The following is a 14,309-nucleotide window of genomic DNA, read 5'->3' as shown; positions in this document are numbered from 1 at the left end:
AACGACGAATGGTATTTTATCTAGTGCAAATTCGCAAGGGTTAGCCGTATGATATTGGCTAGTTTTTCCGTACTATTGGTACCACTAAGACAAAATCGCTAAAATTAACAACGAAAGGCTTTTTAATCTATGACATTTCCTGTTGCTTTAATCACCGGCGCGGCTAAACGTATTGGTAAAACGACCGCGTGTCATCTCCACAACGCCGGTTATAATGTGATCATTCACTGTCATAAGTCGGTAAAAGATGCTGAGAAACTTGTTGAACAGTTAAATCAAAAACGCAGTAATTCAGCACACTTACTCATCGCTGATCTATTGGAACTAAACCAACTCAATATCATTGCACAACAAGCTGTTAATTATTACGGCCGACTAGACCTACTTATTAATAATGCCAGTACGTTTTATCCAACTGATGTCGAAAACGCCAGTTTCGAACAGTGGGACGATTTAATGACAACTAATTTAAAGGCCCCATTCTTCTTGATTAAGTCGCTTCAACAGCAATTAGAAACGAATAAAGGTTGTGTAATCAATATGGTAGATATCCATGCTGACAGGCCCCTTTTAGGCTACCCAATTTATTGCATGGCAAAAGCCGGTTTAGCGATGTTAACAAAGTCGCTTTCTCGTGAATTAGCACCTAATATTAGAGTGAATGGCATCGCACCGGGTGCAATATTGTGGCACGAAAATGAACTTGCTGAAGAAGATAAGGTCACAGTATTAAATGAAATAGCACTCAACCGACTTGGAAGTCCCGATGATATTGCAGAAGCAATATTGTATTTAGCTAGAGCACATTATGTAACAGGACAAATTTTGGCCGTAGACGGAGGGAGAAGTGTCAATGGAGGCGCCAAAGCATAACTAAATAGAGGTGAACTATGGATACCTTTGAAAAAACAATTTTATGCCCACATTGTGGACACCACGTGCACTTTACGTTTGATGCATCAAATGGTGACCAGAACTACTATGAAGATTGTGCCGCTTGCTGCAATGCAATCCATATAGACATGCACTTAGATAACGTTCATCAAAAAATTGAATTGAAACTTGATGCGGACGACGAACAAATTTATTAGTCGTCGCCCTACGGCTTTTAATCACTGTGGCAAACCTAGTTATCGTTATTTATTATTTGCTAAATAGCGTTCTACTGTTCGCACGATAGAATACGTTTGTTGATCAACTTCTAGGTTTAAACGGTCGCCCATTTTAACAGTGCCTAAATTAGTGGCCTGCAATGTTTCAGGTATTAAGTGTAGAGAGAAACCATCAGGTTTGACTTCACCAACGGTTAAACTGCAACCATTTATCGAGACAAAACCTTTATATAAAATAAACTTCATCCAATTTGGATCGACTTGCAGTTGGATTGAGCAGTTGTCTTTGTTTTGTTCAACACTAACGACTAAAACAGAATCGTGAATATGACCCGACACAATATGACCGCCGAGTTCAGTGCCAAATGTAACACTGCGTTCTAAGTTAACCTTTTCGCCCTTCTGCAATTTGCCTAAATTTGTTTTGTCTAATGTTTCATCGATAATATCAAATTGCACGTGGCCATTTCTCTCACCTAAATCGCTTGCAAATTTAGTTACCGTTAAACAGACACCATTTATCGCAATACTTGCACCAATATTTAAACGTTGCAGGTGCTCACTGGCTACAGACAAAGTTAATGTCCTAAATTTGTCATTACCAACAAATGAAATTACGGTGCCTTTGGTTTGAACTATTCCTGTAAACATATAAGTCGCTAATCTAAATAAAAAGATAATGGCAGGACTATACCAAAATATCTAATTTGAGATCAGGTTAAGAGTGTAAAATAGACGAAATTACTGAATTAGAATCGTTGTCTGATTATAAAATCCGCAAACAAACGGCATTTTAAAAAAACGTCTTGCTTTTTTATAGGCGCCTACTTAACATAGCGCCCGTCTTAACGACAAACTATTTAAAAATGTACGACCGTAGCTCAGCTGGTTAGAGCATCACCTTGACATGGTGGGGGTCGGTGGTTCGAATCCACTCGGTCGTACCAATTCTTTACCCTCTAAAAGAATTGAAAATATGCAAATTCAAAAATTAGTTTCAAGCAAGAAAAAGCACACCGCTCCTTGTGACCCGGTCCGATAGTCGGTGGTTCAAATCCACTCGGTCGTACCAATTCTTTACCCCCTAAAAGAATTGAAAATATGCAAATTCAAAAGACAACTTCAAGAAAGAAAAAGCACACCGCTCCTTGTGACCCGGTCCGATAGTCGGTGGTTCGAATCCACTCGGTCGTACCAATTCTTTATCCCCTAAAAGAATTGAAAATATGCAAATTCAAAAGACAACTTCAAGAAAGAAAAAGCACACCGCTCCTTGTGACCCGGTCCGATAGTCGGTGGTTCGAATCCACTCGGTCGTACCAATTCTTTACCCTCTAAAAGAATTGAAAATATGCAAATTCAAAAAGTAGTTTCAAACAAGAAAAAGCACACCGCTCCTTGTGACCCGGTCCGATAGTTGGTGGTTCGAATCCACTCGGTCGTACCAATTCTTTATCCCCTAAAAGAATTGAAAATATAGAAAATAATGGCCCCTTTGTGCCATTATAGTTCACTGGCGCTATTCCCCTATTCTGGTAAACCAACTTATTAGGTAGCGAAGGATAAACTTAAATTATTCGGCTTAAATTGTTTTGCTGCACCTAAGTGTCGAAAATTTTTACACTCATGAAATTTGGCTGTTTACTTATGAAGCTAAGATATTGTAATTATTACAAAATATTCAATTGGCTTATTATGTGCTTTTTCCTAATTAACAAACCTCATAAATTAGGAAATTGAATAATGAAAAAAGTAACCACTCTAGCACTGATATTTGCTGCCTTAATATTGTCAGCTACAGCACAGGCTACCGTTATTTCCTTAGACGCCTATTTAGGCAGTGATTGGAAGGCAACGGTCACCCCAGAATCATTTGACAATACCTGCTACCCCTGTGCTTCTAATATCTTTGCGACAGGCTCAACATGGGAATCAGCGAACAGCGGTTGGAACAGTAGCGCTAGCTATGATGACTCTTCTTGGTCTGCATACAGCGGTGGCTTACCTGCGGGGGCACTTACTCCATTCTATGCACGTCAAGTATTCAACATCGGTGGGACTCCAAATTATGGAACATTTTCCATAGGCGTTGATGATGACTCGCTAGTTTGGGTTAACGGTATACTTGTTCCTGGGCTAATTGATAATAACGGTGGCAATAGTGGCGTTCAAACGGCTGATATAACGAGCTATTTGGTATCTGGTGACAACGTCATCGCCTTTAAGGCACACAACAGTGCAGGCGGCGGTTTTGGAGTTTACGGTCTTACTGGTTCAGTGACATACGAAGCCAATGCTGTGCCAGAACCTACAACATTAATGCTTCTTAGTCTTAGTATTGCAGGAATTGTCTTTAATCGACGCAAAAAAGTGTAATCACCTTTTTAAAACAAAGGTCAGGTCTTTCCAAACCACACTTCAATGTCACTTCAGTTAGAAACACGTGATTGATGCGGTAGGTAAAGACTTGACTTTAGCTAAGCGCTCTCATGCAGGGCTGGTTACTTCTCAATACCTAACATGCCTCAGCGAATGTGAAAGTCGATGCCGTATCGAATAAAACCCACCTGTTGTACATAGGGCTTAAATAAAATCATTTGAAATCCTCCTTCCAGCTTCTTCGCTAGTATAGGCAGACCAAAGGCTGTCGCGCACCTAGCACATTTTTCGTTCAAAAATTGAAAAGAAAAGTTGGGTTCCACACGGTCGTAGGCGTTAAATCAATAACTTAAGTAGATTTAATTCTCTTTCTATATGTCAACTAAATCAATATTTTGTCACCCCAAATACATTTCAGTTTATTTACTGATATCTCATTTTTTGGATATGCAATTGACCCTTGTAAACCGCAGAACATAATTAAGTAAATCTGTACTTTCTATTTTTTAATTGCGCAATATTATGGTCAAATGATATTGCGTTAAAGAAGCCTTAATATGCTTGTCAACAAAGTGTTGGAAAGTTGCAAACGCAATATTTCAACACCTTGACAAAACCCTGTATGTAAAACGGATAATGTTAAAATTCAGTCGGAACTAATACATTTTTAGTAATTACTAATATAATCAATTTTGACCAATATTTAACGCTAAACTTGAAAGTTCTTGATGACTTAAGTCAAAAGCATAATTAAGTATTTCAAAAGCTTCTGTGCTTAATGCATCATTTGGGTCTTTCGCTATACCCAATAGGACTATTTTCATTTCTTCAGATGCTGAAATTTCGCCAGCGCCTATACCTTCTAAAACTGCGTTTCGCATTGAATCTGGTTGGTCTTTCATGATGCTTTGTTTTGCTATTTCAGTTCGTTGTTCTTTTTGTGAAAAACGTAATAGTTGTGGCAGCATTCGAGCAGCATCTTCTTCGCTACTATTACTAATAAGTTGATTTAACTTGTGTGTTATTTCAGTTCTTTCAGATTCATATAATTGATGTGGCTCTGTAAAATTAAGAGCTTCAAGCGTTATGTCTATTTCAGGTTGATCTAGCATAGCGATTTCTACTAATGAGCGTATCATGTGATCAGGTTTTATCAGACTTGTGGTATTTGACAACACGGCTAGAAAATTTTCTCTCGAGGTTTCATCGTCAAGAGTAATTACATATTGTTCAGCGATTTGAAGCAACGCAGAGTCTGCATCCTCATTAGGTAATGCCCCTATTGCAACTAGTATTGTATCGAAAGTATTACTGTTTACCTCTGCATTGGATAATAGATCAACTAACTCATCAACATTATTAGGTTGATTAATGAGAGCGTTTTTCAGTAAATCAAATTGAGTAGCAATAAGTTGCTCATTACCTATGGACTGATCTAAGTTGCTGAAGTTTATAAAATATTGAGTCGACATCATCATTGTTTGACGCCTCTATATTTTCATTTAGTTCAAAAGGTTTAAGAGTAGAATGAGATACTTCTTGCTGATATGTAACCGTATCATTAACAAGAGTAGGTAATTGTTGATGTTGATTATTCGTTGATTGTTGTTTTTGCTTTTCGACGGTGCATTTCGTCATTTGACTTGACGCCTTTTGGCTAAATGACGAATATTGGTAACCTGCAACAAAACAAACCAACGCCAAGATAAGGGGGAGATAATTTTATTCAAGATAAATTCCCATCGTTCCGGATAAACTTAATTAAATAAGTTAAATTTGATAGGTCGAAGTGCTTACTAATAATTCTATTTGCAATTCGACCTATCGTTTATTTTATTATCAGTGACGTCGATTTACTTAACGAAGCCATACAGATAAATCAACAGCTCCTTCATGTCTTACACTTGCGTCACCAAAGATTTCTACAGCCATAATTTGATAACCTTTTTTAAGCCACCCACTTTAAACTTCATATCATTATTATCCCAACGGTTTGCATGTGGACGGAAATCTATATTTCTGTCTGCACCAGTACCTCTAGGACTTCTTCGAACACTCCAAAATTGTTCGAATTTTATTTCATCCCCACCGAAACAAGCTTGTGCACCTTCACGGCCAACTTTATACACGTCGTACCAAGCACCATTTGCTTTTACGCTTCCGTATTTTTCTGCTGGGCTATTTGTATTTTCGTCCCAAGGAACAAACTTTCCACCGTCCCATGTATCAACAATGTAGTATTCTTGAGAAGTTTCTTTACCATTAGTTGTATCGCAAGACCAACCATATAAAGCAACTAGCGCTTTTTGAATAGATGAATTAGTCGTTAACTCCCCAACGTTATAACCGATTTTTCTATTTCTTGAACCCTTGCTCCAACCCATACCACCTATAGCATCTTCTCCATAAGATTCAGCCACATTCCATTCCACTCTAAAATGTCTTGTAGCTTCATCATAAAAACTGATCTTTGTATTACAATCCGTTTTGTCTTCTTGAGTTAGTTCAAACCAAGAGTAAAATTTTCCGTTAAAAGTACCTGCACCAAAACCGGTATCTGATTCTGCTGGATCACATAGCTCCTCAGTTATGTTTCCAGCGTAGGCGTTAGTTGACGCCATTATTACAGCCAATGATAAAAACATTGCCTTACATAGGTTTTTTTAGTTAAAATGTTGATCATATTAAGCTTCCTTTTTGGATTATTATTTTTGGTTTTTCTATTGTTAACTTTCCTTTTATAAAACGGCATTCACCTTCCCTTTAACGTATTGTATTTAAACAATAATTAATGAGTAAAAAGTCAACAATTCAATCTAAGCCTTCAAAAAAACTTATTCAATAGGTTAAATTGGACTAAAAAACGTAAAACGAAATACAAATATAAGCCACTGTTTTTATTATATATTAAATAGTACGAGTATTTTCGTTGCAAACATTTGAACGTTCAAATGTTTCATCCGCAACTTATTTAAACTACCCAGCAATAAAAAGTTAATATTTTGTATATTATCTAGCGAGCGATAACCTTGTTTTACGGTTATAGCCTAATAAAAATGTCGAGGTTTATTGCTTAAAAAGTAAACCTAAAGGAACAAATGACTAGAATGAACAATAACAAAGTGTACTGAGCAGCAACTTAACTATACTCAACAACATCCGTTCAAAAACCGTATTATCTAGTGGATCTTGTATCGATAAGTCAATAATTGTCTAAAAGCTTCAAATTTATATGCCAATTTATATAATCTAAATTTATTCTTAATGGATCCAAAGACTTGTTGTATATTGCTGTCACTTTGACTAAAAGATTTTTAAAATGAACGCACACACTGTAATTGTTCTCGACTTTGAAACCACAGGTTTATCACCGGATAACGGGGATAGAGCAATTGAGATTGGTGCGGTCAAATTAGTTAATGGTGTTATTACGGAGCGATTTCAGGAATTAATGGATCCTGGACGGCCAATAAATTATTTTATCGAAGATTACACCGGAATTACCAACCAAATGTTAAGTTCGGCTGCGCCTTGCGGTGAAGTTATGGCCCGATTTGCTGACTTTATACAGGGACACAACTTAGTTGCCCATAACGCTTCATTTGATAAACGATTTTTAGACAGTGAACTTCAACGTATTTCCGCAGATTATGATGGCGACTTTGCTTGTTCTCTTCTCTTATCAAGAAGATTATATCAAGATGCACCAAACCATAAACTTGGCACATTGGTAAACTACAAAAATATTGAATCCAACGGCAGCTTTCACAGAGCGTTATATGACTCTGAAATGACTGCGAAGTTATGGTTAGTGATGCTTAATGATATAGAACAACAAACAAGTGTTAGTGACGTTCCGTTTTCACTTATACAGAGGTTATCAAAAATGCCTAAAAAGAACATTGATACCTTTTTAGCAAAGCTTTAATCGTAAAATTACCTGCAAGTTCCCGCCATATGCATAACCCAGAACATTACGTCAAAATGTAACTTAAAAGCATTTGAATAAGCTTTGGTATTTTCTGCTTTATTACGTCATCTCCTCTCCTAATTAGTAACGTTAAAAAACCAAAGTTACTAGTACGTGTTACACTCAAAATTAAAGTTAAGCGCTCATCTCAACAATTGTTTAGATCCTGAGGGGTTTATGGTTAATATGTTGTTTTGCGTACTCATTTTTTAGAAAAACAACAAACGGTTTTGTATATTTCATTTCGTGATATATGAACGCGCTAAAATATGGTTTTAATCAGGTTTGAATACACCCATCTTTATAGAAGGCGATTTAGTGAAGATCCTAACAGTTGATAATATCAGTAAGCGCTTTGGTTCACATCTGGCGGTAGACAATGTTAGTTTTGAAATAAACCAAGGTGAAATTGTTGGTTTTTTAGGAAAAAATGGCGCTGGTAAAACAACCTTAATGCGCATGATTACGTCATTCTTGGCCCCAACGACGGGTAAAATATTGGTAGACGGTGATGACATCTCCAAACATTCCCTAGCTATAAGGCAAAAGATAGGTTATTTACCGGAATCCCCTCCTTTATACGCAGAAATGTCGGTTTATCAATATTTGAAGTTCGCTGCCGAAATAAAAGAAGTTCCAGCAAAAAACTGACGGTACAAATAGCAAAAGTAATTGATGAGTGTAACTTACAAGAGGTTGCAAAAAAACCATATCAACCTTGTCTAAGGGTTACAAACAGCGTGTTGGTATAGCGCAGGCTATTATCCACGACCCCAAATTACTTATTTTAGACGAACCCACGAGTGGTTTGGATCCGATTCAAATTCAACAAGTCTTGTCGTTAATTAAAAATCAACGTGAACAACGAACCGTATTGCTCAGTACTCACACTTTGTCAGAAATTGAGCAAATAGCAGAGCGCATTTTAATGATTAAGACAGGTAAGTTGGTTATCGACGAACCTTTAGAAACACTGCTTCAAAACTATAAAGGCGGAAGTATAGGTGCTTTAGGTGACAATCCCCTAAACAAGGTTGCTACATTAGAGCAGATATTTATCGATTTTCACGGCGTTAGTGCCAAGTCAGCAATAGCAGATAATAAAACACAATGAATAAAATATATGCGTTAACCAAAAAGAATTGCGAAGTTACTTTAGCAGTCCTATTGCCTACATTATTCTTATTGCGTGCTTGTCCTTGTTCAATATTTTGTTTTTTATGATCATTGACCAAAATAAAGAAGTGTCGTTAAGAGATGTGTTTCAGGTAATGGAATTTATGTTTATTTTCATTATTCCAATGTTAACGATGAAAAGTTTTGCTGAAGAAAAAGCAAATGGCACGATGGAATTTTTATTAACTGCGCCTTTAACACCGAGCATGATTGTACTAGGAAAATATTGTAGTGTTTTACTATTTTACTCTCTATTAATTGGCCTAACTGGAAGTTACTATTTTATCGTTGAGTACTTTGGTGAACCTGATTCAAGTAGCATGCTTTCCGGTTATCTCGGAATTTGGTTAGAAGGCGCACTGTTTATTGCTATCGGACTATTAACCTCTTCTTGGACCCGCAATCAAATTATTGCTGCAATGTTGTCGTACATCATTTTATTTATGCTCTATTTTTCAGTTACCTTTAGTAAGTATTTTACGGGAGCCGCTGAAAACTTCGTCATACAACTGAGTACCCGTACACATCTTGAGAACTTTGCAATTGGCATGATATCCATTGGTGACCTTGTATATTACCTTGCAGGTATTGTTCTTTGTTTGACCCTCACCCGTGTCAGTATAAATCATAGGAGCTGGTCTTAAATGAACAACATGGAAGTGTTAAAAAGCAAATTTAAATCAATCTCGCCGATTTTGATGGCAATGTCTCTAGTGATGGTCGCTTTAGGGTTATCTCTGTTTTACATCAATGCACAAAGCACGTTTTGGTCATGGACGTTAGCAAGTTTTTTAATTTTTATCGGTTGTTTATCCACAGTAGTTTTATTTTGGTTTCTATTCACAAAAAACGAGCAAACCGTAGAAAACAGTTACAAAACACAAGACAGCCTTTATGGTCGCTGGCGCACCCCTATTTTGATTGTTTTGTTAATAATAGCGAGCGTGGGATTTTTAGGAATAAGTCATTACATTGCAGGAAAGTTTCCAACGCCTTGGGACGTCACTGCTGGTAAACAGCATACAATGACTAGTAATACCATTAAATTGGTCAGTTCTCTAAATAAGAATGTTGAGTTAACCGCGTTGCACGTAGGGACTCCGCCAAAATATCTACAGGATTTATTTAACAATTACGAGCGATTGTCCAATGGCTTTATTACCACTCAAATAATTGACCCAATTGAAAACATTTCATTTGCTGCAACCTTTGGTAACGTTGTTAATAGTGACGAGCAGAAAGTTATCGTACAGTCCGACAACGTACGACAGGACGTTGATTTTACTAAAGACTTGCTGACAGAAGAACAACTAACCAATGCAATCGCTCGTGTGACTCGAGAGCCAGCAAAAGTGTATTTTCTCCAAGGGCACGGAGAATATTCAACTTCCAATCAAGGCAATATTGGTTTGTCGACGTTTAAGCAGCTACTCGACGACAACAACATTCAAAGTTATCCACTAATGTTAGGTATCAAGCCTGAAATTCCAACGGACTGTGACGTGTTAATTATCGCGGGGCCAAAAACATACTTAACTACACAGGAACAAACATTAATTACCAACTACTTAAGAGATGGTGGTGATGCGTTATTTTTGATTGAACATTCTTTGGTAACAACCCCAGATCAGCCGCTAACCGACGAGCAGCAACAGCTAAATCCATCACTTAATGAAATCATAAATCAGTGGGGACTTAATGTAGAGTCCGATGTTGTGGTCGACTTGACCAATCATATAGGAAATGATGTGGGCAGCCCTGCGACTAAAAATTATCAAAATCATAAAGCCATCACAGCTGATCTTGATTACACATTCTACGTTCGACCTCGTTCTATTAAAATAGTTGATGGTCGTCGTCCAACCATTAAACTTGCTGTTATTGCCGCCACAGCTTCTAAAGATCAAAGTTGGGCGGAAACAAATCGATATTTAGAAGTTCAATATGATGCAGGCGTCGACACCTTAGGGCCTGTGCCAATGTCTTATGTCGTCCTTGAAGAACATAAAGGGCGACATGCAGGCGATGGCGTAACACTAAAAGCAAAATCAGATACTCGGCTAATTGTATTCACCGATGCAGACTTCTTGACGAATGTTTATATCAATCAATACAGTAATTCAAAAATGGGATTAAACATTGTTAATTGGTTAGCCGATTTGGACTATCAAACCTTGATGAGTTCAAACCAAATAAAAGTTGAGCGACTTGATTTAACCAGTCAACAAAAACGGGTAGTCGTCGTGATACTGTTTTTCTTGCCGTTTTTGATCGCCCTATTCGGTCTAGTGGTCTGGATGAAGACTAAAGTTAACTAAGTTCTGCTGCTAAATAGTCAACTAAAAAGCGGATCTTCGGTGATAGGTGCCTGTTTTGAGGGTAAAGGGCCCAAATCCCCTCGTCGGGTACCCGGTGGTTATCCAACAAGGAAACAAGTTCACCGTTTTCTAAGTACTGTTGTACGTAATAATCTGGTAGTTGCACGATGCCCAACCCTTTGAGCGCCGCGTCGACTAGACCAAAACCACTGTTGTATCTAAGCTTGCCTTTTACTCGCACATTTAGGTCTCGTCCATCTCCTTTAAAATGCCAACTGTCTAACGTGCCAAGTAAACAGTTGTGTTTGTTTAGCTCAGATAACGTATGCGGTGTGCCAAATTGTGTTATGTAACTAGGTGACGCACAGACATAGTTTGTTCTAGATCCAAGTTTTTTAGCCATCATAGTTGAGTCAGCTAAGTTTCCAACTCGAATGGCTAAGTCGTAACCACCGTCGACTAAATCTATTTGGTGATTACTTAAATACGCATTAATTTCGATTTCATTATGTTGTGCCATAAAGTTGTTTAACAAAGGTAAAATATACTGCTCACCAAAGGTGACTGGCGCAGTCATTTTAATCTTTCCCTTAGGTGTCGACTGCAAATTGGTGATTGCACGTTCTGCCGCATCTAATCCGTCAAGCACGCTTCTACAATGTTGATAAAATATACGCCCTTCTTCCGTTAAAGCGACTTTTCGAGTGGTTCGATAAAACAGTTTTACGTCTAAACGACGTTCTAATGCGCTAATTTGACGACTTACTTGAGCCGTTGAAATAGCCAGCTTTTTTGAAGCTAAGGTAAAGCTTTCACTTTCAGCGACAAATACAAATTCACTGATCCCTTCCCAATTCATTAAAACCTACCTTTAAATGCCTTTTGTTAAAGTACGACTTCAACCGTAATAAAATTTAATTTAGCAGTACAAAAATAATAGTCGTAATGATGTAACACTTACCCCTTAAATACCATTGATTATTACATATAGGTAAAACTGATTTGTAATTTTGACCTATTATCACAAACTAAAATCTGAACTAGACTTACTTCACTTAATGCAGTCAGATCCATTAATGTTAATAATACGTTCTGCCATAGGTCAGCTTAAATAACATAGATTTCTGTCTCTAATTGTAGATAAATCAAAACCTTGGTAGATATCTAGCTAGTTTCGGCTATTGCAATAAACACATATTAATTAAAAGCGAGAATTATGATGTCCGATCAATTTATTAAATCAAAGGCGGCAATTGCTTGGGGTCCAAACCAACCAATGACAATTGAAGAAGTTGACGTCATGTTGCCAAAAAAGGCGAAGTTTTGGTTAAAATTGTTGCGTCTGGTGTGTGTCATACTGACGCATTTACCCTATCTGGTGAAGATCCGGAAGGGATCTTTCCTGCAATTTTAGGTCATGAAGGTGGTGGCATAGTAGAACAGGTAGGTGAAGGTGTTACAAGCGTGCAAGTTGGCGATCATGTCATTCCACTTTATACGCCTGAATGTGGCGAGTGTAAATTTTGTACTTCTGGCAAAACCAATCTATGTCAAAAAATACGTACCACTCAGGGCCAAGGGTTAATGCCGGATGGTACTACCCGCTTTTATAAAGATGGTCAGCCAATTTTCCACTATATGGGTTGTTCAACGTTTTCTGAATATACTGTTTTACCAGAAATATCATTGGCGAAGGTCAACAAAGCTGCACCACTAGAAGAAGTTTGCTTATTGGGGTGCGGTGTCACAACAGGTATGGGCGCTGTAATGAATACAGCCAAAGTAGAAGAAGGCGACACGGTTGCAATCTTTGGCCTTGGTGGCATCGGTTTATCTGCAGTAATCGGTGCAACGATGGCAAAGGCAAGCCGAATTATTGTTATTGACATCAATGAAAGCAAGTTTGAATTGGCTAAAAAATTGGGAGCAACAGATTGTATTAATCCTAAATTGCATGACAAGCCTATCCAAGACGTTATTGTTGAGCTAACTGATGGCGGTGTAGATTATTCGTTTGAATGTATTGGTAATGTTGATGTTATGCGCTCTGCCCTTGAATGTTGTCATAAAGGTTGGGGAGAATCGGTGATTATTGGCGTAGCAGGTGCCGGTCAAGAAATATCAACTCGTCCATTCCAATTAGTGACCGGTCGAGTTTGGCGCGGCACTGCATTTGGTGGCGTTAAAGGTCGTACTGAATTACCAAACTACGTAGAACGTTACCTACAAGGCGAATTTAAGCTTAGCGATTTTATTACACATACTATGCCTTTACAGGATATTAACTCGGCATTTGACCTTATGCATGAAGGCAAAAGTATTCGCACTGTTATTCACTTTGATAAATAGTAAATGATTTTAGTGGCTGCTTTATGTTGAGCAGTCACCTTAAATTACATCTTTTTATTGACTATAAAACACAAACTTATTGTCGCTTTTAAATTAGTGAGTTAGGTCGTATTGGTTTGTGAAGTTCAAATTAGGCAGTTAGGGCAAAAACATGACAATTGAAAATATTAGTGCAACTAAGAGTTTTAATGGCTGGCACAAACAGTATCGACACAAGTCCAACGTACTTAATTGCGAAATGCAATTTGCTATTTATCTACCACCGCAGGCAACTAGCGGTCAGCCTGTGCCTGTTTTATATTGGTTATCTGGATTAACCTGCACTGATGAAAATTTTATGCAAAAAGCCGGTGCTCAACGTATTGCTGAAGAACTAGGCATTGCTATAGTTGCGCCAGATACCAGCCCTCGTGGCGATAATGTTGCTAACGATGAAGGTTATGATTTAGGTCAAGGCGCTGGGTTTTATGTAAATGCGACGCAATCCCCTAGGATAAACATTACAAAATGTATGACTACATTGTTGATGAGTTGCCAGCTCTAATTGAAACAACATTTCCGGTAACGGACAAACGCGCGATCTCTGGACACTCTATGGGTGGGCATGGGGCATTAACGATATCAATGTTAAACCCTGACCGATACACGTCGGTTTCAGCCTTTAGTCCTATTAGTAACCCTATGAACTGCCCTTGGGGTCAAAAAGCATTTAGTGCATATTTAGGTAACGACAAAGTTGCATGGCGCAAGCATGATGCCAGTGAACTTATGCGAATTGCCACCAAATTTGTTCCTACAAAAGTTGATCAAGGAAACGCAGATAATTTTTTAAATGAACAGCTGAAGCCTGAAACACTCGTTTCGGCAGCACAAATAAGTGGTTATCCGCTTCAATTAACTCAGCATGATGGTTACGATCATAGTTACTTTTTTATTGCGAGTTTTATTGAAGAACACTTACGCTTTCACGCGATACATTTAACAACAAGTTAGGTTCTTACTCGC

13 protein-coding genes, 1 tRNA gene and 2 pseudogenes are annotated in these 14,309 nt (G+C 37.9%); 11 read left to right on the top strand and 5 right to left on the bottom strand.

The features are described from left to right. Window positions 1-129 precede the first annotated feature (129 nt). The gene (locus PN838_RS02210; protein WP_272179640.1) at window positions 130-873 is read left to right on the top strand and encodes a pteridine reductase; all 744 of its coding nucleotides are present in this window, start codon (window positions 130-132) and stop codon (window positions 871-873) included. A 17-nt stretch (window positions 874-890) separates the two neighbouring features. Then, a complete protein-coding gene (locus tag PN838_RS02205) occupies window positions 891-1,091 on the top strand; it encodes a CPXCG motif-containing cysteine-rich protein (RefSeq protein ID WP_215962904.1) in 201 nt (66 codons plus the stop codon). 45 nt (window positions 1,092-1,136) lie between these two features. Here PN838_RS02205 and PN838_RS02200 read toward each other — a convergent pair whose 3' ends face one another. Then, a complete protein-coding gene (locus PN838_RS02200) occupies window positions 1,137-1,763 on the bottom strand; it encodes a riboflavin synthase subunit alpha (RefSeq protein ID WP_272179639.1) in 627 nt (208 codons plus the stop codon). Window positions 1,764-1,982: 219 nt separating this feature from the next. Between PN838_RS02200 and PN838_RS02195 the strand changes: the two genes are divergently transcribed. Next, window positions 1,983-2,059: transfer RNA gene (locus tag PN838_RS02195), tRNA-Val, on the top strand. A 796-nt stretch (window positions 2,060-2,855) separates the two neighbouring features. Beyond that, on the top strand, window positions 2,856-3,488 hold the full coding sequence (locus tag PN838_RS02190; RefSeq protein ID WP_272179638.1) for a PEP-CTERM sorting domain-containing protein: 633 nt from the start codon (window positions 2,856-2,858) through the stop codon (window positions 3,486-3,488). 689 nt (window positions 3,489-4,177) lie between these two features. Here PN838_RS02190 and PN838_RS02185 read toward each other — a convergent pair. From PN838_RS02185 to PN838_RS02175, 3 genes are all read right to left on the bottom strand, one after another. Further along, window positions 4,178-4,969 (bottom strand): hypothetical protein, encoded by a 792-nt coding sequence (locus PN838_RS02185; protein ID WP_272179637.1) that lies wholly within the window; start codon window positions 4,967-4,969, stop codon window positions 4,178-4,180. Next, complete coding sequence (locus tag PN838_RS02180) at window positions 4,911-5,195, bottom strand: hypothetical protein (RefSeq protein ID WP_272179636.1); 285 nt, start codon at window positions 5,193-5,195, stop codon at window positions 4,911-4,913. The genes PN838_RS02185 and PN838_RS02180 overlap by 59 nt, the downstream gene beginning before the upstream one ends. Window positions 5,196-5,413: 218 nt before the next feature. Beyond that, a complete protein-coding gene (locus PN838_RS02175) occupies window positions 5,414-6,112 on the bottom strand; it encodes a glycoside hydrolase family 11 protein (protein ID WP_272179635.1) in 699 nt (232 codons plus the stop codon). A gap of 698 nt (window positions 6,113-6,810) precedes the next feature. Here PN838_RS02175 and PN838_RS02170 point away from each other — a divergent pair. The 5 genes from PN838_RS02170 to PN838_RS02150 all read left to right on the top strand — a co-directional run bounded on the left by PN838_RS02170 (window position 6,811) and on the right by PN838_RS02150 (window position 10,955). Further along, entirely contained in the window at window positions 6,811-7,419 is a 609-nt protein-coding gene (locus PN838_RS02170) for a 3'-5' exonuclease (protein WP_272179634.1), read from the top strand. 360 nt (window positions 7,420-7,779) lie between these two features. Continuing rightward, window positions 7,780-8,112, top strand: coding sequence for an ATP-binding cassette domain-containing protein (locus PN838_RS02165; RefSeq protein ID WP_272179633.1), 333 nt, complete (start codon window positions 7,780-7,782; stop codon window positions 8,110-8,112). A 67-nt stretch (window positions 8,113-8,179) separates the two neighbouring features. Continuing rightward, window positions 8,180-8,575, top strand: coding sequence for an ATP-binding cassette domain-containing protein (locus PN838_RS02160; protein WP_272179632.1), 396 nt, complete (start codon window positions 8,180-8,182; stop codon window positions 8,573-8,575). A gap of 106 nt (window positions 8,576-8,681) precedes the next feature. Next, window positions 8,682-9,281, top strand: a complete 600-nt coding sequence (locus PN838_RS02155) for an ABC transporter permease (protein WP_272179631.1) — start codon at window positions 8,682-8,684, stop codon at window positions 9,279-9,281. Continuing rightward, window positions 9,282-10,955 carry a Gldg family protein gene (locus PN838_RS02150; RefSeq protein WP_272179630.1) on the top strand — a complete coding sequence of 558 codons (1,674 nt, stop codon included), beginning with the start codon at window positions 9,282-9,284 and terminating at the stop codon, window positions 10,953-10,955. Here the strand turns inward: PN838_RS02150 and PN838_RS02145 are convergent. Then, window positions 10,948-11,814, bottom strand: coding sequence for a LysR family transcriptional regulator (locus tag PN838_RS02145; protein ID WP_215962892.1), 867 nt, complete (start codon window positions 11,812-11,814; stop codon window positions 10,948-10,950). The genes PN838_RS02150 and PN838_RS02145 overlap by 8 nt on opposite strands. Window positions 11,815-12,174: 360 nt before the next feature. Between PN838_RS02145 and PN838_RS02140 the strand changes: the two are divergent. After that, a pseudogene (locus PN838_RS02140) lies at window positions 12,175-13,304 on the top strand (S-(hydroxymethyl)glutathione dehydrogenase/class III alcohol dehydrogenase). Between the two features lie 151 nt (window positions 13,305-13,455). Further along, window positions 13,456-14,297, top strand: a pseudogene (gene fghA, locus PN838_RS02135) (S-formylglutathione hydrolase). The last annotated feature ends 12 nt before the right edge of the window (window positions 14,298-14,309 follow it).

Source organism: Psychrosphaera algicola (assembly GCF_028401425.1).
In the GTDB taxonomy this organism is placed as follows: Bacteria; Pseudomonadota; Gammaproteobacteria; order Enterobacterales; family Alteromonadaceae; genus Psychrosphaera; species Psychrosphaera algicola.
Note: the sequence above shows the minus strand (reverse complement) of the source record. Positions and strands in the feature narration are given on the sequence as shown.